The sequence below is a fragment of the Mesorhizobium sp. M1273 genome (genome assembly GCF_040318195.1).
Lineage (GTDB): Bacteria > Pseudomonadota > Alphaproteobacteria > Rhizobiales > Rhizobiaceae > Mesorhizobium.
The window spans coordinates 135,529-156,273 of the sequence record NZ_JAMYLV010000012.1; the positions used below are offsets into that span (position 1 = coordinate 135,529).

The window sequence follows — 20,745 nt, forward strand, 5'->3', positions numbered from 1 at the left end:
CATGCCATAAGATCGCTACGAACTTTCCAACGGGGAGCAGATGCGTTTCCACAAGGCGGAATCAGCCTTCTTCGTCTTTATTTTTGTGATCCTGGCCGCCGGCCTGGTGACGCTTTACGCCTATGGGCTCCTGCAAACCCTGGCCGCCGACATTAGCAATACGCCTTCAAAACTCGATGAAATCGTCTATCTCAACAAGCTGCTGTTTGCGACGGGCGTGCTGTTGGCGACTGCGCTGTTCTTCGGCATTTTCTTCATCTACCCTCTGATCCGAAAGCAGGCGACGGAAGAAGGCAAGCTGCGCGCCATGACCGTTTCGCTCAGCGCGCGTTCGGAGACGCTGGAGCATGCGGCGCTCACCGACAGCCTCACCGGCATGCAGAACCGGCGTTATTTCGACGATGCGCTGAAGGAATATCTCGAAGAGTTCCGCCGCATCGAGAAACCAGTAGGGCTGATGATCCTCGACCTCGACCATTTCAAGCAGGTCAACGACAGCCACGGCCACGATGTCGGCGACGAGGTGTTGCGGGCGGTCGCCAACTGTCTCAAGGACATGACACGCTATCACGACGTGGTGGCGCGCCTGGGCGGCGAGGAGTTCGCGGTGGTCACGCCCAATATGGACGCCGAGCTGCTATCCAAATTCGCCGAGCGCATCCGCAAGGCGATCGCCAACATGTCGGTGCTGACGGGTAACGTCCGACTGAAAATCACCACCAGCGTCGGGCTTGCCGTCTGGGATCGCAAGGAAACCGCCGAGGAGTTCTATCGACGTGCCGATCGCCAGCTCTATGAGGCGAAGAGGCAAGGGCGCAACCGCGTCTGTGCCTGAAATTCCGTCATTGAATTCGTGATGCCGGCCGTCTGGTATCGTTTTCTTCGTTTCCGGTGCACGCAGACCGACATCACCCCGTCAAGCTGAGATGCTGCCTTTGCGGGGCTTGCCGGAAATAGAGGTGTTGCCGTGACTAAATCCGATCTCTCCGGTCTTTACCGAGGCTATATTGCATGCCTGAACAAGCAGGATTGGCCAAATCTGGGGCGGTTTGTTCATGATGAAGTGACCCACAACGGTCGCAAGCTCGGATTGTCCGGCTATCTCGAGATGTTGGTGAGAGACTTCGACGAAATTCCGGACCTTTACTTCAACATTCAGCTATTGGTTGCCGATCCGCCTTATGTAGCGAGCCGGCTAAGCTTCGACTGCGCGCCAAGGGGAACGTTCCTTGGGCTCGATGTAAGCGGGAAGAGAATTTCGTTTGCCGAGAACGTATTTTATGAGTTTCAGAGAGGGAAAATTCGCCAGGTGTGGTCAGTTATAGACAAGACAGCCATCGAAACTCAGCTTTGATATCTGCGAGCGCTGCCTAGAAGTCGCTCGGCTGAATCATTCTGGGGGACGCAGGCCGAAGGTCGCCGGCTTGAGGCCGTAGCGCAAGTCGAAATCGTCGTTTCGCTGGGTGCGTGCGGCCGACGGCTTGCGATAGTCCGAATCGCCGGCCTGCCGGCCCGGATCGACGACTTCCGCGAAAGGCATTGCCTGTTGTGATTTCGGCACGTTGCGCAGCCGTTCGACGATCGCCACGAGGTCGACCTCGTCGCCGGTTTCGGACGGCAAGGCATTCTCGCGTCTGGCGGTGCCGGGGATCAAATCCTCGGAGAGCTTTTCGAACTTCATCCGCATCGTCGTCGCCACGCCTTCCCCGAAGGCGATAGCCTCGCGCTGGCCCATGGAAGACAGGAACGCGAGCGTCGAAGCCGAGGAATCGGCGATCGCCGAGCGGATGATCGCCTGGTCCTGCTCGTTGGCGAGCCGCATGGCAAAGAACGTCGAGCACTGCGACAGGATGGTCGGGTCGAGTTCGCCCGGGCGCTGGGTGACGACGCCGAGATAACAGCCATATTTGCGGCCTTCCTTGGCGATGCGCGACAGCGCGTGCCGCGTCGGCGCGAAACCGAGGCGCGGATCGGCCGGCATATAGCGATGCGCTTCCTCGCACAGGAAGAGCAGCCGCAGGCGGCCTTCGCTCCACAACGCCAGGTCGAAGGCCAGCCGCGCCAGGACCGAGCAAACGGAATTGACCACCTCGGACGGCATGCCGGCCATTTCGAAGCAGGTCACCGGGCGGCCGTGATGCGGCACGCGGAAGATGTTGCCGATCGTCTCGTGGATGGTGTCCTCGATCAGGCGCGAGTTGAACATGAAACGGTAGCGCGGATCGGATGCCGCCGATTCGATACGTGTCTTCAGTGACCTGAGGGTCGGGCGATCGTTCTTGCTTTCCAGCAGCCCCATGCGCTCGTCGACCAGCTTGATGAGGTCGGCAATGCGATAGGGCACCGGCGCGTCTGCGGTCAGCGCATCGGTGCTGCGCCGTAGATAGTTGCCGGAGTTCGGATTGCGGTAGAGGTTCTTGGCCGCGGGGATGAGATCGCGCAAGGCGTCGACCTCTTCCGGGACCGTCTCGCGGCCGCGAAACAGCACCTCGGCAAATTCCTCTAGCTTGAACATCCAGAAGGGCAGGTCGAGCGTCGTCGAATCGACCCTGACGCAATATTCGGGCAACGACGCGGCGAACTCGTTGTGTGGATCGAGGATGAGCACGCGCAGGTCGGGCCGGGCGGCGATCGACTTGCGCAAGAGCAGCGACACGGCGGTCGATTTGCCGACCCCGGTGGTGCCGACAATGGCGAAATGCCGCGCCAGCGTATCGTCGATGGCGATATTGGCGTCGATCGCCTCGTCCTGCGACAGCGTGCCGATGGTGATCGAATGACGACCTGCGAGATCGTAGACGGCCTGCAGGTCGCGGCTGCGGATACGATGGGCAATGGCGCCGATATGCGGGTAGGTTGTGATGCCACGGTCGAAGATCGGCTTCGCGCCGGGTTCGGCCCCGTCGCGCACCTCGCCGATCAATTCGATGCTGACCTCGATCGGATTCTGGCCCTCGCTGCTCCACGCACGATCCGACTTGCCGATTTCATAGACCAGGCCGACGGTTCGTGATGTACCGAGATTGATCGAGATCATCTTGCCGACGCTCCACAGGCCGGTGACCGTGCCTTCGATATCGTCGGCATAGGCGCTGATGGTGGCGCGCGCGCCGTCGCATTGCACGACATTGCCCAGAATGCGCTTGTCGTTCTGCTCCGCCCTGCGGCGCTCCAGCAAAGTCGGTTCCCCAATGGAGGCTTCGCGTTCAACGAGCATGGATACGCCGGTCCCCTTTTCCCAAGCGATGAGCCTAGGCGAACGGGGTTAAGGTGGGATGAGGCCGGATGGTTTAGCGGACATTAAGGAGTTTGCGAAAACTGGATGAAACGGCCGTTGCTCTGTAGAAGAATTTCGATATATTGGATTAATGGATGATATAGCGAACGACATCTCCTCGACCATCGGCAGAAGAATACATACCGAAAGAGTGGCTCGAGGCTGGTCCCTGGCAGAGCTGGCGGAGCGGTCCAATGTTTCGAAAGCCATGCTGAGCACGGTAGAACGCGGCATGACCAGCCCGACGGCGGCACTCCTTGTGCGTATTGCGGCCGCCTTCGGCATGACGCTGTCCACATTGATCGCAAGGGCGGAATTGCAGGGCGGTGGCCTGCTTCGCGAACGTGACCAGCCGCTCTGGCGCGATCCGGCTACGGGTTATGTGCGGCGGCATCTTTCGCCGGTCTCCGACATACCCCTCGAACTGATCCGGATCCAGTTGCCGGCCGGCGCCAAGGTAAGTTTCCCGGCGGCGTCTTACGCCTTCATCAGGCAACAGATATGGCTGATCTCCGGGCGGCTGGAATTCACCGAGGGGGACATCGTTCACCGGCTCGAACCGGGCGACTGCCTGGCGCTCGGCGCGCCATCCGATTGCGTCTTTCACGCTCCGGGGCCGGACGCCGCCGACTATCTGGTTGCGTTGGCCAGGAGCTGAGGTGAAGGCGCGCCGTCCAAAACGCTGCGACAATGGCGGTCCGCCGCTCGACGACTATGACGGTCCGCCCTGGGGCAAGGGCGACCCCTATGTCTTTCTTGCCTGGCGGACCGCCCATGCCCAGGCATGGAAAGTGCCGAGCCGCGAGATCATGCTGATGCGGCTGCACAAGGCCGAGCGGCTGGGCCTGACCTATGAGGAATACACGCTCGAACTGCTGGAACGCGGGCGACATCTGCAAGAGGAAGACGCCGATCGCATCGCGGAAATCCGGCGGGCCAGGAAGCGGAAGCGGACCAGTCGTTTCGACTGACGGACGGCGACAGGGGAACGACATGAGTTCGATCGAAATCAGGCCACTCAGCAATGCTGACGGAACGCAAAAAATGCTGACGGAACTGCTGATCGGGACAGTCGCTGCGGGCGGCTCGGTCAGCTTCATGCATCCGTTGGCGCCGGAGATGGCCGCGGCCTTCTGGAACAGGTCGCTTCAGGCGGCCGCCAGAGGCGAAAGGGCGGTGCTTGGGGCCTGGAACGGCGAGGCTCTGGTCGGCACCGTCACCTTGCTGCTCGACTGCCCGCCCAACCAGCCGCACCGGGCCGAGATCGCCAAGCTGATGACCCGCCTCGATTATCGCGGCAAGGGCATCGCAACCCGCCTGATGGAGGCGGCGGAAGCCGTTGCCGTGGAGAAAGGCCGCACGCTGTTGGTCCTCGACACGGCAAAAGAGGAGGGGGCTTCCGGCCTCTATGAAAAGCTCGGCTTCACGCTGGCCGGCGAAATACCGGATTATGCGCTGAAGCCGCATGGCGGGCTCACAGGCACCCTCATCTACTGGAAACGCGTCGGCCGGACACGCTGATGGCGACAACGATGCACCTTTGCAACACCCGTCAGACCATCGCGGGCATGGAAAGAATAGCTCTTGCGTCAAATTGGCGGCGAGCTTAGAGAAGCCGCCCATTCTGATCCGTCGTCCTGAAAGGAGACCTGTCAATGACCCGGCGATCCAGATCGACACATTCCGTGCCGACGCTGGAATTGCGTGCGGCTGACAGGGTTCCAATCAGGAAGAACGGCCATGGCAAAGTCCATGATCCAGCGCAGGCAGGATGCCGAGCGCGAACGCATTGAAGCATATGCCGTAACGCTGCGGCGGGTTTTTCCCGTCCCGCGTCCCGCTCCGGATTTCGAGCGGGCGCTCGACGAGGCACGTCGGGGCTTTGCCGGCATGGCGATCCGCGACGGCGCGCTGTGGCGTCCAAAGCTGAAGACGCGCGACCCCGAGCGGCTGCGGCTGGCCGCGGCGCGCCATCTCTATGCGCGCTACCCGGTTACAGCCGCGCTCGAGGGGATCTGGCTGGACAGCTCGGGGTTGAATGTCGGCGAGATTGCGCTTCGCAAGGCTTGGTATATCGCAGTGGCGCGTGGTGACTCGCTTTACAAGGCGGGCGCCTGTGCGTGGCTGTCTCGCAAGGAGGTGCATTGCTTCTTGAACTTGCCCGGCGATTTCACGTTCGACGAGGCATTTTGGGTGGCGATCGTCCGGTCCTACACGGATGATTCCGGGTTGGCGGCCCGACTTGCCAAGTCGAAAATCGCGCGCACGCCACGTAACGATCTGGCCTTCTGGCGCGAGGTGACACGGTTCTTCTGCGGGCAACCCGCGTCGAAGGAGGAGATCGACGATCTTTGCGACTATATCGGCGCCGTGCACCAGCGCGATGCGGCGTACAGCCTGAAGGGTCGCACGCTTGCCTCGCTGCGTCGGCAGATGCTGGAATGGCATCGAGACATTGCCGCGATCGAACGCATCGAGGCAATGCGCCGCCGCGCTGCCGGGCGGACCACGCGTACTGCCGGGACGCAGTCGCAGGGTCGCGCCTGGGACGGCTCGTGCCTGGACGACTGGGACTGGCAGCCGTCGACCAAGGAGGCAAAGGCGCATGGCGAGCGTTTCTTCGTCCGTCAGTTGAAGACAGCTGAGGATCTGGTCGCCGAGAGCCGGGCGATGCATCATTGCGTCTCGATATACGCGGCCAAATGCATCGCCGGCAATGCCTCGATCTGGGTGCTGCGGCGCTCGGCGCTGGGCAAGATCGAGCGGTTGCTGACGATCGAACTCGACCCGCAAAACCGTGCGGTGCAGGTGCGCGGTTTCGGCAATCGTCTCGCCTCGCTCGAGGAGCGCAAGATCATCGAGCGCTGGGCCAAGGCGAGGGGTGTGGTGCTCTGCGCCTGAAACGGAAGACCCGCGCGGCGGAAAGGCGGCGCGGGTGCATAATGGGCGGATGTGCCGACGTCAGGCCAAGTGCACATTCGCCGTTGACAGCGGCGTCAAACCAATTCTATTGTCCGCCACCATGAAAAAGGCACTCATTCTCGTAGGAAAGCGCGTGGGCAAGGCGGTGTAACCGCCGGGCGGTGACCTCCCATGCGCAAGACACAGGCTCCCTCGGGGGCCTTTTTTATTGCCCGAAACACGACTAAACGACGAGCAATCGCCAGATGGCGAACAGTACGGGACCAGAACGATGAGCAGTGGACAGAATGAGCGGCGCGAAATGCCAAGAACTGAAATGCCAAGGAGCGAAATGACGGGTGCCGAAATGGTGGTGCAGGCGCTGAAGGACAATGGCGTCAAGCATGTTTTCGGCTATCCGGGCGGCGCGGTTCTGCCAATCTACGATGAAATCTTCCAGCAGGACGAGGTCGAGCACATCCTCGTCCGCCACGAGCAGGGCGCGGGCCACGCGGCGGAAGGCTATGCGCGCTCGACTGGCAAGGCCGGCGTCATGCTGGTGACCTCAGGGCCGGGCGCCACCAATGCGGTGACGCCATTGCAGGACGCGCTGATGGACTCGATCCCGCTGGTCTGCCTGACCGGCCAGGTGCCGACTTCGCTGATCGGCTCGGATGCGTTCCAGGAGTGCGACACGGTCGGCATCACGCGGCCCTGCACCAAGCACAACTGGCTGGTGAAGGACGTCAACGAGCTCGCGGCAACGATCCACGAGGCCTTCCATGTGGCAACGACAGGGCGCCCCGGTCCGGTCGTCGTCGACATCCCGAAGGACGTGCAGTTCGCCAGGGGTATCTATGTCCCGCCGCAGACGGCGCCGCGCACCAGCTACCAGCCGAAGGTCCAGGGCGACCTGGAAAAGATCAAGGCGGCGGTCGAGCTGATGGGGGCTGCCCGAAAGCCGATCATCTATTCGGGCGGCGGCGTCATCAATTCCGGCCCGGAGGCGAGCCATCTACTGCGCGAGCTGGTCGACCTGACCGGCTTTCCCATCACCTCGACGCTGATGGGCCTCGGCGCCTATCCGGCGTCGGGCAAGAACTGGATGGGCATGCTCGGCATGCACGGCACGTATGAAGCGAACATGGCGATGCACGATTGCGACGTCATGCTCTGCATCGGCGCGCGCTTCGACGACCGCATCACCGGGCGGCTGACGGCGTTTTCGCCGAATTCGAAGAAGATCCACATCGACATCGACCCGTCGTCGATCAACAAGAACGTCCACACCGACGTGCCGATCATTGGCGATGTCGGGCGTGTGCTGGAGGATCTGGTGCGGCTGTGGCGGGCAACCGCCAAGGCCGACAAGAAAGCGCTTCACCCGTGGTGGGAGCAGATTGCCAAATGGCGCGCGCGCGATTCGCTCGCCTACAAGATGAACCACGAGGTGATCATGCCGCAATACGCCGTCCAGCGGCTCTATGCGCTGACCAAGGACCTCGACACCTACATCACCACCGAGGTCGGCCAGCATCAGATGTGGGCGGCGCAGCACTATCATTTCGAGAAGCCGAACCGCTGGATGACCTCTGGCGGACTGGGCACGATGGGCTACGGCCTGCCGGCGGCACTCGGCGTGCAGATCGCGCACCCGGATGCGCTGGTCATCGATATCGCCGGCGACGCTTCGGTGCAGATGACGATGCAGGAGATGAGCGCGGCGGTGCAGCACGAGGCGCCGATCAAGATCTTCATCCTCAACAACCAGTATATGGGCATGGTGCGGCAGTGGCAGCAGCTGCTACACGGCAACCGGCTGTCGCACTCCTACACCGAGGCGATGCCGGATTTCGTCAAGCTCGCCGAAGCCTATGGCGGCCACGGCATTCGCTGCGACAAGCCGGACGAACTCGATGATGCCATCAAGGAGATGATCGCGGTCAAGAAGCCTGTCCTGTTCGACTGCCGCGTGGCGACGCTCGCCAACTGCTTCCCGATGATCCCGTCCGGCAAGGCGCATAACGAGATGCTGTTGCCGGACGAGGCGACGGACGAAGCTGTGGCCAACGCTATCGACGCCAAGGGCAGGGAACTGGTGTAGCCTGGTTCGAGGAAGCTGTGCGGAAACAGCAGATTAGCGCAAAAGTTTGAAATCGAGATTCATATCATGAACGCACAGTTGCAACCGACCGGCTCCGCCTATTTCATCGCCAAGGAGACGGAAAAACCAGAGAACCACACGCTTTCGGTCCTGGTCGACAACGAGCCGGGCGTGCTTGCGCGGGTCATCGGCCTGTTTTCCGGACGTGGCTACAACATCGAGAGCCTGACGGTCTCGGAAACCGAGCACGAAAAGCACCTGTCGCGCATCACCATCGTGACGCGCGGCACGCCGCACGTGCTGGAGCAGATCAAGCACCAGCTCGAGCGCATCGTGCCGGTGCACCGCGTCGTCGATCTCACCGTGCGGTCGCAGGAATTCGGACAGGAGCGGCCATTGGAGCGGGAACTCGCGCTGGTCAAGGTCGCCGGCACCGGCGAAGCCCGCGTCGAGGCGCTCCGGCTCGCCGATGCATTCCGCGCCAGCGTCATCGATGCCAACACCGAGCATTTCATCTTCGAGATCACCGGCAAGGGCTCCAAGCTCGATCAGTTCATCGCCATCATGAAACCGCTCGGGCTGGTCGAGATCTGCCGTACCGGAGTGGCGGCGATGAACCGCGGCCCGCAAGGGATGTGATCATGATGCTCGCGGCGGCAATTCTAGCAGGCGCCGGCGCAATCGTTCTTGCGGTCACGACGGCGGCGGCCAGCCAGGAGCCGACAAGTCAGTGCTGCCGAAATTGTTTGAAGAAATCGACCGCAGGGGCACACCGAGCTATTATTTCCAACAATGCCCGGCCGATATTTGGCGCAGGGCGTCGGGCGTCGATGACGCGCTCTTTTCCACGCCGGGAATAGATTACCAAAGTTGTGAGAAAGACGTCTTGGCCTGTGCCAGGCGGTGTTTCGACGGACGCAGGGGCGAAGCCTGTTTCGAGACGGCCAGGGTCATCCAGGAGCACTCGCCAGAAGACAAGCAATGGACCGAGGAGATGTTCGCCCAGGCCTGCGCTACTGGCAGTATCGGCGGCTGCACAAATCGCGGCGCGGGAATTCTCTTGGGTCGGCTTGGGCTAAACAAACTGCTTGCCGCCGGTAGTGCAAACGAATCTTGCCCTTATCGCACATTCAAGCTGAGCTGCAATGAGGGCGATGCCTGGGGTTGCACCATGTATGGCAGCGCCCTTCAGCATGGTGAAGGCGTCTCTGCGGACGAAGCCGAGGCGATGGCCGCTTACAAAAAGTCTTGCGAGATCGCTGTGGAATTTGACGCCTGCCGATACGCCAAGGCGCTCATGAAAACGATGCAAAGCCGCTAGGGCTTTTCAGATTTGCGCAAGTGCGATCTTTGCGCTGCCTCGCCTCGACCAAGTTCTTTGCTTTCTCTCTTGATAGGGCGCGATACCGGGCAGACATCCTGAACAAATCCATTCAGCGTGTTCACAAGATTGTTCTGGACCAGAGAATAGTGGATGAACTGTCCGTGCCGCTCCTTGGCGATGAGCCCGGCCGTCTCCAGAATGCTCAAATGCTGCGAGATCGACGGCTTCGACATCTCGAAGCGCGCCGCGATCTCGCCCGCCGTTAGGGAAGAGTGCGCAAGATAGGCGAGGATCTTGCGCCGGGGCGCTGAAGATAGCGCTTCAAACACGCGCTGTATCGCGCCATTTGCGTGAGCAACCGTTTCGGCATCCGCTGCGTGCTCTGCATCTTCGATCACTGTCTGCCACCTTGTGATGCCGAGGCGTTGGCTGCGCCTCGGTCCGCTTTTCTTATTTTCATTTAGACTATTGCCTAAATACCTAATTCGCAGTAGTAGACGATTAGCTTACTGCCTAAGTAACGGACGACGCGCCAGAAGGCAAGGCTGTGGTCCGGAAATGTTCATGCAGGAGGAGGGGTACCGATGAAAACCATATCCACGGGCAGAATGATTTCCCAACAGGACAGTGACGCCGAAGACGGCAAAGTCGTGTGGGTGCCGGCAAAGTCGATCTGGGTCGGGGCGATGACGATCGTCGCCATTGTGTTGGGACCGATGACATTTAGCTGGAGTGCCTTCGCCTTATTCGTTGCGACAACGGCGGCGACAATCTGCGCCGGACACTCGGTGGGGATGCACCGTCTGCTCATCCACCGGTCGTTCAAGGTTCATATCTGGGTCGAGCATGCGCTGGTCTACCTTGGCGTGCTCGTCGGCATGGCCGGTCCTTTTGGGATGATCTATGCTCACGATATTCGTGACTGGGCTCAGCGCCAGACCGCATGTCACGATCTCCATGCCCATCGTCGGCCATTTTTCACCGATGCCTTCTGGCAGATGCATTGCGCGGTCGCTTTGCGCAATCCACCCACCTTCGTCATCGAACCCTCGATTAGGAATGACCGGTTCTACAAGTTCGTCGAACGCACCTGGATGCTGCAACAACTGCCCTGGGCGATCCTCTTTTTCGCGCTTGGCGGCTGGGATTGGGTGGTATGGGGAATCGCGGTGCGCGTTTCAGTGTCGCTTACCGGACATTGGTTGGTTGGGCATTTTGCGCACCGAGATGGGGAGCAAGGATGGCGCGTCGACGACGTTGCCGTGCAAGGATACAATTTGCCGCGTTTCGGGCTGGTAACGTTCGGCGAGAGTTTCCACGGCAACCATCACGCGTTTCCCGAGTCTGCACGGCTTGGTCTGGAACACGGACAGATCGATCTCGGCTGGCTATTCATTCAGGTTCTGGCGATCCTGGGTCTGGCGCACAGCGTCAAGATTCCGGAGAATACGCCGAGACGCAAAGGGCTGCGACGCGTGCGCCGTCAGCGCGAAACTGCCCCGGATTCAGATCTATGGTCGGTGCAGTCCTACCGCAGATAGATGTTCTCAGCGGATATTGGCCTAAGATATGAAGGAACGCTTGGGGCGCGTGGACCAACGAATTGCATTTGCACTCAGCACCTCATCGATTTAAGTCAGTATTTCAGTATTATTGATCTTTGCGATCCTCCATGACCTTCGATGCATTCCTTGCTCTGCTGGTTTATGCCTTCGTGACCTCGATCACGCCGGGTCCGAACAATTTCATGCTTTTGGCCTCGGGCGTGAATTTCGGCTTGGTCAAAACCGTGCCACACATGCTCGGCATCGGCTTCGGCTTCCTCGTGCTGTTGCTGGCCGTCGGCCTCGGGCTTGGCGCCGTGTTGACGGCCTTTCCGGTGCTGCATACCGGGTTGAAGATCGCTGGCGGCCTCTACCTGCTTTATCTCGCCTGGAAGATCGCCATGTCGCGCTCGCTCGGCGGCGAAGGCGAGGCGAAGGGCCAGCCAATGCGCTTCATCGAGGCTGCGGCATTCCAGTGGGTTAATCCCAAGGCCTGGGTGATGGCGATTACAGCCATGGCCGTCTATACCAATCCGGAACGCCCGTTTATGTCGGTGGTGCTGATCGCAGCCGCTTTCGCCGTCGTCATGCTGCCGAGCATTTCGACCTGGGCCGGTTTCGGCATGGCGCTGCGCGGCTTTCTGGCGGATGCGGTGCGGCTCAAATGGTTCAACATCGCCATGGGTGTGATGCTTGCGGCGACGCTGTGGCCGATGCTGCGTTAGCTGCCGTTCTATTGTGCACTGCACATTAAATCTTCGTAATGACGGGTTTTGGCCCTTTTTCGCCTTCGGCATCCTCTATTATCTGGCAAAAGCGCGGCAAGAGGCTGCGAGTTGAGCTAGACTACGGCCACCGGATAGCGGCGTGTCGGATCGAGAGGTCTTTTGTCGATGCGCGGAAAGATCGTATTAGCGGTGATCGCTGCAGCCTGCGTTGCCGCGGCGTGGCTCTATCTTTCGCCCAGCGCAATGAGCGGTCTTCAGCAGATGCTATCGGCGAAGCAGACGGCGACGGCGGACAAGCCCGCTGCAGCGGCAAATGCCGCGCGTACGACTTCGGTGGTTGCCGCCACCGCTGCGACGGCCGATTTTCCGGTCCGGCGCTATGCCATCGGCTTTGTGTCCTCTCCTGCCGTGGTCAGCATCAACGCGCGGGTCTCGAGCCAGATCGTCGCAATCGCGGTCAAGGACGGACAGATGGTGAAGGCCGGCGACCTTCTTTTCTCGCTGGACGATCGCTCGTTGAAGGCGCAACTGGCACGCGATCAGGCGACGCTCGCAAAAGACCAGGCGCTGCTTGCCAGCGCCACGGCCGATCTTCAGCGCGCCAAAAATCTCGTCGCCAGGCAGGCCGGAACACAGCAGACCTACGATCAGGCCGTCGCGGCACAGAAATCCGCCGCGGCCACCGTCGACGCCGACAAGGCAACGATCGATGCGGACCAAATCCAGCTTGGCTTCGCCACGATCAGGGCGCCGATCTCCGGCAGGCTTGGCGCAGTCAACGTCGCCGTCGGCGATCTCGTCACCACCAGCAACGGCAGCAGCACGTCGACTCCACTGGTGACGATCACGCAGGTCGACCCGCTGCAGGTGAACTTCAATCTCCCCGAAAGCGATCTTGCCTTGCTGCACAAGGCGCTGGCAGCGCCGCAGCAAGGTGCGGTGACGCTGACCAAGGACGGCGACCCGAAGCCGATCGGCAAGGGAACGCTGGATTTCGTCGATTCCAGCGTAGACACGGCGTCCGGCACGATCGCAACGCGGGCCAGTGTGCCCAACGCCGATCTTTCGCTATGGCCGGGCCAATACGTCAACGTCGTGCTCGATGCCGGGATCATGCCACAAATGACGTCCGTTCCGACGGTCGCCGTCCAGCCCAGCCAGAAGGGCCCGTTCGTCTATGTAATCAAGCCGGACAACACCGTTGAAATGCGGCCCGTGCAGGTCGCGCTGACAGAAGGCACCAACACCGCGATCAGCCAAGGATTGAAAAGCGGCGAGCGTGTCGTCGTCGAGGGTCAGACCAAACTGAAGAACGGCGCGGCGGTGCGCGAAGGCAAGGCTTCGACCGGCACCGGCGATCAGGCGGCTCCGAAGGTTGCCGAGGCTGACCGGACGGGCGGAACACAGCCATGATTTCCGAATTCTGCATCCGCAGGCCCGTCGCCACGCTGCTCATGTCGTTCGCCCTGGTTCTGGGCGGACTATTTGCTTACAAATTCCTGCCGGTCGCGGCGCTGCCAAGCGCCGAATTTCCGGTTGTCAACGTCTCGGCCTCGCTGCCCGGGGCTTCGCCGGAAACCATGGCGACCTCGGTGGCAACGCCTCTGATCAAGCAGTTTGCCACTATCGCAGGCATCGATTCGATCTCGACGACCAACTCGCTCGGCTCGACCTCGATCGCCATTCAGTTCGTGCTCAACCGCGACATCGATGCAGCCGCCGCTGACGTCCAGGCAGCGATCGCACGCACGCAACGACAATTGCCGCCGGAGATGACCAGCCCGCCGAGCTACCGCAAGGTCAATCCAGCCGACGCGCCGATCCTGCTGATGTCGCTGGTCAGCGACACAATTCCGCTGACCGATCTCGACGCGTTTGCCGAGAATGTGATTTCGCCGTCGCTGTCGACGATCGACGGCGTTGCGCAGGTTTCGATCTACGGCCAGCAGAAATATGCCGTACGCGTCCAGATCGATCCCACGGCGCTCGCCGCACGCGGCATCTCGATCGACCAGCTGCAGACGGCCATTGCCTCGGCCAACAGCAACACGCCGCTCGGCGTGCTCAAGAACAACAAACAGCAGCTGACGATCACCGCGAACACGCAGCTGACCGATGCGGCGGGATTCTCGAACATCATCATCGCCACCAAGAACGGCCATCCGGTGCGGCTCGGCGAGGTGACCCGCGTCATCGATTCGGTCGAGACCACGACAACGGCAAGCTGGTATGACGGCACCCGCGCCATCATTATGGCGGTGCAGCGCCAGCCGGATGCCAATACCGTCGACGTCGTCGACCGCGTCAAGGCGATGCTGCCTTCCTTCGACGATCAGATGCCGGCAGCGGCGAGCATCCAGTTGCTAAACGACCGCTCGACATCGGTCCGCGAGGCGGTCGATGACGTGCAGTTCACGCTCCTGCTCACCATCGCGCTGGTGGTGATGGTGATCTTCCTGTTCCTGCGCCGGGTGTCGGCGACGATCATCCCGGCGGTGGCGGTACCGATTTCGCTCATCGCCACGCTGGGCGTGATGTACCTGTTCGGCTTTTCCATCGACAACGTCTCATTGATGGGGCTGACATTGGCGGTCGGCCTTGTCGTCGACGATGCCATCGTCATGCTGGAAAATATTTTCCGCCATATGGAGGAGGACGGGCTCTCGGCCCTCGAGGCGTCACTCAAGGGCGCGCGCGAGATCGGCTTCACCATCATCTCGATCTCGATCTCGCTGGTCGCCGTGTTCATTCCGGTGCTTTTGATGGGCGGCGTGATCGGGCGCATCTTCAACGAATTCGCGGTGGTGGTGACGGTCGCCATCCTGGCGTCGATGTTCGTCTCGCTGACGCTGACGCCGATGCTGTGCTCGCGGCTGTTGTCATTATCGAAAGCCGAGCAGAAAGCAGCGCACGGTGAAGGCCATAGACAAAACGTCTTCATGCGGGGCTATGACAGGCTGCTGACATTCTGCCTGCGCCACAATTTCCTTGTCTTCCTTGTCTTCCTCGTGACCGCCGGGCTGTCGGTGTGGCTGATCCAGATTTCGCCGAAGGGCTTCTTCCCGCAGGAGGATATCGGCCAGGTCTCGGTGACGACCATCGCGCGCCAGGACATTTCGTTTGACGCGATGGTGAAGCTGCAGGGGCAAGTGGCGGATGTCTTCACCCATTCGCCCTACGTCGCGCATGTCGGTTGGTCGGCGGGCAGTGGAAACAATGCGCTCAACCAGGGCCAGCTGTTTGTGCAGCTGAAAGACAAGGACCACCGACCGAACATCGACAAGGTGCTTACGGACCTGCGGCGCCAGCTGGCCAATGTGCCCGGCATCGAAACCTACATGCAGCCGGTGCAGAACCTGCGGCTCGGCGCGCGTTCTTCGGCGAGTGCCTACCAGCTTGCCGTTCAGGGCCTCGATACTGGCCTGACGAACGTCTGGGCGCAGAGGCTGACGGACGCGATGGCTGCCGATCATGCCGCCTTCACCGACGTCACCAATGACCTGCAGAACAACGCGCTACAGGCGACGCTGGTGATCGACCGCGACAAGGCGGCGAACCTCGGCGTCGATACCGACACGCTGCGCTCCAGTCTCTACGGCGGTTTCGGCACCCAGCAGGTGTCGACCATCTTCGGTTCGGCCGACAGCTACGACGTGATCATGGAGCTCGATCCGAAGATCGAGTGGTCGCCCGAGCGGATGCTGGCCATCAAGGTGAGAACGGCGAGCGGCAGCCTAGTGCCGCTCGGTGCGTTCGCCCGCGTCGATCGGACCGCCGGTGCTTTGACCGTCAACCAGCTCGGCCAACTTCCGGCAGTGACCATCTCCTACAATCTGCCGCAAGGCGTGGCCCTCGGCGACAGCGTGAGCCACATCAACGCGCTGAAGGACAAGATCGGCATGCCGCCGACGATCTCGACCGCCTTCTCGGGCACGGCCAAGACATTCCAGGATTCGCTTTCCAACCAGGGGCTGCTGATCGGCGGCGCGATCCTGACCATCTATATCGTTCTCGGCATGCTCTATGAGAGCTTCATCCACCCGCTCACCATCCTGACCGGGCTTCCATCGGCGGTGCTCGGCGCGCTGGTGGCACTGCGGCTGGCGGGGATGGATCTGTCGGTGATCGCGGTGATCGGCATCCTGATGCTGATCGGCATCGTCAAGAAGAACGGCATCATGATGATCGACGTGGCGCTGGACCTCAGGCGCGAGGGGATGTCGCCCGTCGAATCCATCCACAAGGCCTGCCTGATGCGCTTCCGGCCGATCATGATGACCACGCTTGCCGCGCTGATGGGTACCATCCCGATCGCGCTCGGCACCGGTGCCAGCGCGGAACTGCGCCAGCCTCTCGGCGTGGCCGTGGTCGGCGGTCTTGTCGCCTCGCAGGCACTGACGCTGTTCGTCACACCCGTCATTTACGTCTACATGGAGCATTTTTCCGGCTGGCTGGTCAGGCTGTGGGCGCGGCGCCGGGGCGAGCCGAGCCCGGTCGAAGCGGTCGACCAGCCGTCACTGTTCGACGAGGAGGAAGAACCGGTGCCGCAAAAGGCGGCAGCCGAATAGCGCTGGCCCAAGCCGTGGTGCTTGCGGCCGGGGGTCCGCGATCGTAATTTGACGCCATGCCGCACAATCACGACCACGACAACGAGCTTGATCCCTTTGCGGCGCGGGTGCGCGCGCTGGAGACGATTCTCACCCGCAAAGGCCTGATCGATCCGGCGGCGATCGATGTTATCGTCGACACCTATGAGACTAAGATCGGGCCGCGCAACGGCGCAAAGGTGGTGGCGAAGGCCTGGGTTGATCCCGGGTTTGCCGCATGGCTGAAGCGTGATGCGACGGCGGCAATCGAATCGCTCGGCTACACCGGCCGGCAAGGCGAGCACATGCAGGCGGTGTTCAACACGGCCGACACGCACAACCTCGTCGTCTGCACGCTATGCTCCTGCTATCCGTGGTCGGTGCTCGGCCTGCCGCCGGTCTGGTACAAGGCGCCGCCCTACCGTTCGCGCGCAGTGATCGATCCGCGCGGCGTGCTCGAGGAATTCGGTCTGACCTTGCCGGCGAGGACGACAATCCGGGTGTGGGATTCGACCGCCGAGCTGCGCTATCTGGTGGTGCCGATGCGCCCCCGGGGTACGGAGGGCTGGGATGAGGCAAGGCTCGCCGATCTGGTGACGCGCGATGCCATGATCGGCACGGCGTTGGTGCGGGAACCGGCATGAACGGGCCGCAAGATCTCGGCGGCCAGATGGGTTTCGGGCCGGTCGCGCCCGAACCTGACGAACCCTATTTCCATGCCGATTGGGAAAGGCGGGCGCTGGGCGTGACGTTGTGCGCCGGCGCCATGGGCGCCTGGACCATCGACGAGAGCCGGCACGCGCGGGAATCGCTGCATCCAGCGGATTATTATGCCTCCAGCTACTACCAGATATGGATCAAGGCGCTGGAGGTGCTGCTCAAACGCCATGGTTTCGTCAGCGACCGGGACCTGACTACGGGCGACGCAGTCGACCCGGCAGCGACACCCAAACGGGTGCTGAAGGCTAAGGACGTTCCGGCGGTGCTGGCCAAGGGCGGGCACTGCGACCGGCCTGTCGCCGCGCCTGCGCGGTTCAAGGCGGGCGACCCCGTGCGAACCAAGAACTTTCATCCGACCGGCCACACCAGACTGCCGCGCTATGCACGCGGCAAGCGAGGCGTCGTCGAGGCTGTGCGCGACGGCTTTGTCTTTCCCGACACCAATGCGCACGGCCAGGGCGAAAACCCGCAATGGGTCTATACGGTGGCCTTCACCGGCGGCGAAATCTGGGGCGAGGGCGCCGATCCGACACTTGTCGTGTCGATCGACGCCTGGGAGAGCTACCTTGAGCCGGCGTGAGACGGGCTCAGTTGCCGCCATGCTGCCCGCCGGTGTCGAGGCGCCTGTGTTTGCCGAGCCGTGGCAAGCAGAGGCCTTTGCCATGACGGTAGCACTGCACGACAACGGGCTGTTTTCGTGGAGCGAATGGGCGGATGCTTTGTCGGCAGAGGTGAAGCGGCCGGGCGCCGCGCGCGACGGTCACGATTACTACGAGCACTGGCTGGCAGCGCTGGAAAAGCTGCTTTTGGCCAAGGGCGTTGCCGGAAAGCGCGACGTCGATGCGCTCGCCGCTGCCTGGGAACGCGCCGCGCACGCAACGCCGCATGGCAAGCCGATCCAGCTGGAGAACGATCCACAGCGGGCCGGGTAAGCTGCGGCCGCCCGGCCTTGTTCTCTTTACGTTCCTGTTCGTCACTGATAGCCAGACCCTGTCGCAGCGGCGTGATTGCCGGCGATGAAAATTTGCCGGTGACGGCAGTCACCTTGTCTTTCCCTCGCGAATCCGGTCTGTCGCGCTGATGGAATTCTCTCCTCAACAAGACGAGGCGCTGAAGGCGGTGGCCGGCTGGCTGAAAGCAGGCAAGCCGCAGCTGTTCCGGCTGTTCGGCTATGCCGGCACCGGTAAGACGACGCTGGCGCGCTATTTCGCCGAGCATGTCGACGGCCAGGTGCAGTTCGCCGCGTTTACCGGTAAGGCGGCGCAGGTGCTGCGTTCCAAGGGGGCGGTCAATGCCCGCACCATCCATTCGCTGATCTACCGGCCGAAGGGCGAGGAATCGGTAGCGGACGAGGTGACCGGCAAGACATCGATGTCGCCGACATTTTCGCTCAACCGGCAGAGCCCGATCTCGCGCGCCAAGCTCGTCGTCATCGACGAATGCTCGATGGTCGACGAGCAGCTTGGCCGTGACCTGATGAGCTTCGGCACGCCGATCCTGGTGCTCGGCGATCCCGGCCAGTTGCCGCCGATCTCCGGCGGCGGCTTCTTCACCGACCACGAGCCGGACATTCTGCTCACCGAAATCCATCGCCAGGCGCGAGACAACCCGATCATCCGGCTTGCGCTCGACGTGCGCGAGGGCCGCGAATTCATGCGTGGCGACTATGGCGCGGCGCAAGTGATCGGCAAGGAAGACGTCACCCAGGAATTGGTGCTGAAGGCGGATCAGGTGCTGGTCGGTACCAACCGTACGCGCCGCCGTTATAACCAGCGGCTGCGCGAGCTGAAGGGGTTCAACTCCGATTATCCGCAGGCCGGCGACAAGCTGGTCTGCCTGCGCAACGATCCGGCCAAGGGGCTGCTCAATGGCTCGCTGTGGAAGGTGATGACCTCGTCGCGCGAGACGGTCAAGCCCGGCATCAATCTGCTGGTTTCGCCGGAGGAAGATGACCCGGATCGCGGCGTCGCCAAGATCAAGCTGCTCAAAGCCGCATTCGAGGATCCCGACGCCGACATTCCCTGGCAGCAGAAGAAGCGCTTCGACGATTTCGATTACGGTTACGCGCTGACCGTGCACAAGGCGCAAGGGTCGCAATGGAACGAGATCGTGCTTTTCGACGAAAGCTGGGCATTCAAGGAAACTCGCCAGCGTTGGCTCTACACCGCGATCACGCGCGCGGCCGAACGGCTGACGATCGTCCGATAGGGCTGTCAGGTCCGTCGTATCAGCGCTGGGCGATCGGTCTGGCGTCAAGCCATTCCCAGGCGGCGGCTTCGTCCTTGGCCTCGAAATGCCGGAGTTCGATAGGCAAAGAGGCAGGCAAAAAGGCTCTTGCCTCCGGTATCCAGTTCGGCTCACCGATCGCCGCGCAGCGGCCGATATGCTCCACGGCATGAGCTATGCCCTGTTCGATCGTCTCGTCCGATACGTCGGCCCAGTCGACACCCTCATGGTCGATCAGGCGCACCAGCACGTCGATCTTCGGATGCAGCGCATAGGCCGCCTCCAGCAATCCGAACAGGTTTTCGGCGTCAGCCGCTGCGACATGGCCGACGACATCGATGGCGAAGAGGTCTTCGCGATCGGTGTCGATGCGGCGAACCGCCGGCACGGCCTCGAGAAAATTCAACAGGGAACTCCTTGCGCTCGATTTCCTTCGCACACCTTGGAACACCTGAAACCCTCTGTCTGTTCCCATTAAAGGCGGTATAGATGCGCGCCAAGATCAGCCTGGAGCCGTGCAAATGCCTGCAAAGCTTTCCGTCAATCTCAATGCGATCGCCATGCTGCGCAACCGGCGCGACCTGCCGTGGCCAAGCGTGACGGGGCTCGGACGCATCGCCCTTGCCGCCGGCGCGCATGGGCTCACGGTGCACCCGCGACCCGACGAGCGGCACACCAGGCATTCCGATCTGCCTGAGATCAGGGCGCTGATCGACGACGAGTTCCCGAATGCGGAATTCAACATCGAGGGCTATCCGACCGAGGAGTTCCTGGCGCTTGTGGAAAAGCATCAGCCCGAGCAGGTGACGCTGGTGCCCGACGACCCGGCGCAGGCGACTTCCGACCATGGCTGGAACTTCGCCGCCGAGGCTGCGTTCCTGACACCGGTCGTCAAGCGCCTGAAGAAGGGAGGCTTTCGCGTGTCGCTGTTTTCGGATCCGGATCCCGCTGGCGTGAACGCCGCTCGCGACACCGGCGCCGATCGGATCGAACTCTATACTGGTCCATACGGCAGCTATCATTCCGATTCGGCAAAAGCGGCGAAGGAATTGGAGAAATTGGGAAAGACGGCGGATGCCGCATTGGCGGCAGGGCTCCAGGTCAACGCCGGGCACGACCTTGTGGTGAGCAATTTGCCGGCGCTGGCCAGGCGCATCCCGGCATTGGCCGAAGTGTCGATCGGACATGGGTTGACAGCCGATGCGTTGGAGTATGGCATGGCCGCAACGGTCAGGCGGTTTCTGAAGGCTTGTGGCTGGTAGAGAAAGGCGAGCCGATAGGCCATGCGTTCCGGGCACGGCAGCGCGTCCTTTCCATCCCGCAGCGTCGAGCGCC

Annotated in this window: 21 protein-coding genes; 18 read left to right on the forward strand and 3 right to left on the reverse strand. The window is 61.9% G+C overall.

From position 1 onward, the window contains the following. The first annotated feature begins 40 nt into the window (after positions 1-40). Together NKH30_RS15480 and NKH30_RS15485 are read left to right on the forward strand one after the other, a co-directional pair. Positions 41-835, forward strand: a complete 795-nt coding sequence (locus tag NKH30_RS15480; protein ID WP_352501016.1) for a GGDEF domain-containing protein — start codon at positions 41-43, stop codon at positions 833-835. Between the two features lie 132 nt (positions 836-967). Continuing rightward, the gene (locus NKH30_RS15485) at positions 968-1,354 is read left to right on the forward strand and encodes an ester cyclase (RefSeq protein WP_352767806.1); all 387 of its coding nucleotides are present in this window, start codon (positions 968-970) and stop codon (positions 1,352-1,354) included. Positions 1,355-1,390: 36 nt separating this feature from the next. Here NKH30_RS15485 and NKH30_RS15490 read toward each other — a convergent pair whose 3' ends face one another. After that, a complete protein-coding gene (locus NKH30_RS15490) occupies positions 1,391-3,217 on the reverse strand; it encodes an ATP-binding protein (RefSeq protein WP_352820447.1) in 1,827 nt (608 codons plus the stop codon). A 151-nt stretch (positions 3,218-3,368) separates the two neighbouring features. On the opposite strand from NKH30_RS15490, the gene NKH30_RS15495 reads away from it, so the two are divergent. From NKH30_RS15495 to NKH30_RS15525, 7 genes are all read left to right on the forward strand, one after another. Continuing rightward, entirely contained in the window at positions 3,369-3,935 is a 567-nt protein-coding gene (locus NKH30_RS15495; protein WP_352539571.1) for a helix-turn-helix domain-containing protein, read from the forward strand. Position 3,936: 1 nt separating this feature from the next. Further along, on the forward strand, positions 3,937-4,248 hold the full coding sequence (locus NKH30_RS15500) for a hypothetical protein (RefSeq protein ID WP_352767809.1): 312 nt from the start codon (positions 3,937-3,939) through the stop codon (positions 4,246-4,248). Positions 4,249-4,270: 22 nt separating this feature from the next. Further along, positions 4,271-4,798: a GNAT family N-acetyltransferase gene (locus NKH30_RS15505; protein ID WP_352926746.1), complete on the forward strand. Its 528-nt coding sequence runs from the start codon at positions 4,271-4,273 to the stop codon at positions 4,796-4,798. 219 nt (positions 4,799-5,017) lie between these two features. Next, a complete protein-coding gene (locus NKH30_RS15510; protein ID WP_352996061.1) occupies positions 5,018-6,178 on the forward strand; it encodes a PcfJ domain-containing protein in 1,161 nt (386 codons plus the stop codon). A 352-nt stretch (positions 6,179-6,530) separates the two neighbouring features. Next, complete coding sequence (locus NKH30_RS15515) at positions 6,531-8,282, forward strand: acetolactate synthase 3 large subunit (RefSeq protein ID WP_352471629.1); 1,752 nt, start codon at positions 6,531-6,533, stop codon at positions 8,280-8,282. A gap of 66 nt (positions 8,283-8,348) precedes the next feature. Further along, on the forward strand, positions 8,349-8,921 hold the full coding sequence (gene ilvN, locus NKH30_RS15520) for an acetolactate synthase small subunit (protein WP_023676680.1): 573 nt from the start codon (positions 8,349-8,351) through the stop codon (positions 8,919-8,921). Between the two features lie 91 nt (positions 8,922-9,012). Beyond that, a complete protein-coding gene (locus tag NKH30_RS15525; protein WP_352996063.1) occupies positions 9,013-9,603 on the forward strand; it encodes an SEL1-like repeat protein in 591 nt (196 codons plus the stop codon). On the opposite strand, the gene NKH30_RS15530 is transcribed toward NKH30_RS15525, so the two are convergent. Next, a complete protein-coding gene (locus tag NKH30_RS15530) occupies positions 9,600-10,004 on the reverse strand; it encodes a metalloregulator ArsR/SmtB family transcription factor (protein WP_352996065.1) in 405 nt (134 codons plus the stop codon). The genes NKH30_RS15525 and NKH30_RS15530 overlap by 4 nt on opposite strands. A gap of 186 nt (positions 10,005-10,190) precedes the next feature. Between NKH30_RS15530 and NKH30_RS15535 the strand changes: the two genes are divergently transcribed. From NKH30_RS15535 to NKH30_RS15570, 8 genes are all read left to right on the forward strand, one after another. Continuing rightward, positions 10,191-11,147 carry an acyl-CoA desaturase gene (locus tag NKH30_RS15535; RefSeq protein WP_352996067.1) on the forward strand — a complete coding sequence of 319 codons (957 nt, stop codon included), beginning with the start codon at positions 10,191-10,193 and terminating at the stop codon, positions 11,145-11,147. Positions 11,148-11,278: 131 nt separating this feature from the next. Next, positions 11,279-11,875, forward strand: a complete 597-nt coding sequence (locus NKH30_RS15540; protein WP_352996069.1) for a LysE family translocator — start codon at positions 11,279-11,281, stop codon at positions 11,873-11,875. A gap of 168 nt (positions 11,876-12,043) precedes the next feature. Further along, complete coding sequence (locus NKH30_RS15545) at positions 12,044-13,291, forward strand: efflux RND transporter periplasmic adaptor subunit (RefSeq protein ID WP_352926752.1); 1,248 nt, start codon at positions 12,044-12,046, stop codon at positions 13,289-13,291. Further along, positions 13,288-16,446, forward strand: a complete 3,159-nt coding sequence (locus NKH30_RS15550; protein ID WP_352996071.1) for an efflux RND transporter permease subunit — start codon at positions 13,288-13,290, stop codon at positions 16,444-16,446. The genes NKH30_RS15545 and NKH30_RS15550 overlap by 4 nt, the downstream gene beginning before the upstream one ends. A gap of 56 nt (positions 16,447-16,502) precedes the next feature. Then, on the forward strand, positions 16,503-17,108 hold the full coding sequence (gene nthA, locus NKH30_RS15555; RefSeq protein WP_352501008.1) for a nitrile hydratase subunit alpha: 606 nt from the start codon (positions 16,503-16,505) through the stop codon (positions 17,106-17,108). Then, positions 17,105-17,764 (forward strand): nitrile hydratase subunit beta, encoded by a 660-nt coding sequence (nthB, locus tag NKH30_RS15560; RefSeq protein WP_352767821.1) that lies wholly within the window; start codon positions 17,105-17,107, stop codon positions 17,762-17,764. Before nthA ends, nthB begins: the two co-directional genes overlap by 4 nt. A 19-nt stretch (positions 17,765-17,783) precedes the next feature. Next, positions 17,784-18,116: a nitrile hydratase accessory protein gene (locus tag NKH30_RS15565; protein WP_156937343.1), complete on the forward strand. Its 333-nt coding sequence runs from the start codon at positions 17,784-17,786 to the stop codon at positions 18,114-18,116. A gap of 148 nt (positions 18,117-18,264) precedes the next feature. Further along, positions 18,265-19,392, forward strand: a complete 1,128-nt coding sequence (locus NKH30_RS15570) for an ATP-dependent DNA helicase (RefSeq protein ID WP_352996073.1) — start codon at positions 18,265-18,267, stop codon at positions 19,390-19,392. A 19-nt stretch (positions 19,393-19,411) separates the two neighbouring features. Here NKH30_RS15570 and NKH30_RS15575 read toward each other — a convergent pair whose 3' ends face one another. Then, positions 19,412-19,816, reverse strand: a complete 405-nt coding sequence (locus NKH30_RS15575) for a SpoIIAA family protein (protein WP_352450052.1) — start codon at positions 19,814-19,816, stop codon at positions 19,412-19,414. A 115-nt stretch (positions 19,817-19,931) separates the two neighbouring features. On the opposite strand from NKH30_RS15575, the gene NKH30_RS15580 reads away from it, so the two are divergent. After that, on the forward strand, positions 19,932-20,672 hold the full coding sequence (locus tag NKH30_RS15580) for a pyridoxine 5'-phosphate synthase (RefSeq protein WP_352471639.1): 741 nt from the start codon (positions 19,932-19,934) through the stop codon (positions 20,670-20,672). The last annotated feature ends 73 nt before the right edge of the window (positions 20,673-20,745 follow it).

Excerpts from the sequence above, each read along its gene's own strand:
- NKH30_RS15480 (WP_352501016.1), top strand. The coding sequence starts at position 41 with ATGCGTTTCCACAAGGCGGAATCAGCCTTCTTCGTCTTTATTTTTGTG.
- NKH30_RS15490 (WP_352820447.1), bottom strand. The coding sequence starts at position 3,217 with ATGCTCGTTGAACGCGAAGCCTCCATTGGGGAACCGACTTTGCTGGAG.
- NKH30_RS15495 (WP_352539571.1), top strand. The coding sequence starts at position 3,369 with ATGGATGATATAGCGAACGACATCTCCTCGACCATCGGCAGAAGAATA.
- NKH30_RS15505 (WP_352926746.1), top strand. The coding sequence starts at position 4,271 with ATGAGTTCGATCGAAATCAGGCCACTCAGCAATGCTGACGGAACGCAA.
- NKH30_RS15510 (WP_352996061.1), top strand. The coding sequence starts at position 5,018 with ATGGCAAAGTCCATGATCCAGCGCAGGCAGGATGCCGAGCGCGAACGC.
- NKH30_RS15515 (WP_352471629.1), top strand. The coding sequence starts at position 6,531 with ATGACGGGTGCCGAAATGGTGGTGCAGGCGCTGAAGGACAATGGCGTC.
- ilvN (WP_023676680.1), top strand. The coding sequence starts at position 8,349 with ATGAACGCACAGTTGCAACCGACCGGCTCCGCCTATTTCATCGCCAAG.
- NKH30_RS15535 (WP_352996067.1), top strand. The coding sequence starts at position 10,191 with ATGAAAACCATATCCACGGGCAGAATGATTTCCCAACAGGACAGTGAC.
- NKH30_RS15540 (WP_352996069.1), top strand. The coding sequence starts at position 11,279 with ATGACCTTCGATGCATTCCTTGCTCTGCTGGTTTATGCCTTCGTGACC.
- NKH30_RS15545 (WP_352926752.1), top strand. The coding sequence starts at position 12,044 with ATGCGCGGAAAGATCGTATTAGCGGTGATCGCTGCAGCCTGCGTTGCC.
- NKH30_RS15550 (WP_352996071.1), top strand. The coding sequence starts at position 13,288 with ATGATTTCCGAATTCTGCATCCGCAGGCCCGTCGCCACGCTGCTCATG.
- nthA (WP_352501008.1), top strand. The coding sequence starts at position 16,503 with ATGCCGCACAATCACGACCACGACAACGAGCTTGATCCCTTTGCGGCG.
- nthB (WP_352767821.1), top strand. The coding sequence starts at position 17,105 with ATGAACGGGCCGCAAGATCTCGGCGGCCAGATGGGTTTCGGGCCGGTC.
- NKH30_RS15565 (WP_156937343.1), top strand. The coding sequence starts at position 17,784 with ATGCTGCCCGCCGGTGTCGAGGCGCCTGTGTTTGCCGAGCCGTGGCAA.
- NKH30_RS15570 (WP_352996073.1), top strand. The coding sequence starts at position 18,265 with ATGGAATTCTCTCCTCAACAAGACGAGGCGCTGAAGGCGGTGGCCGGC.
- NKH30_RS15580 (WP_352471639.1), top strand. The coding sequence starts at position 19,932 with ATGCCTGCAAAGCTTTCCGTCAATCTCAATGCGATCGCCATGCTGCGC.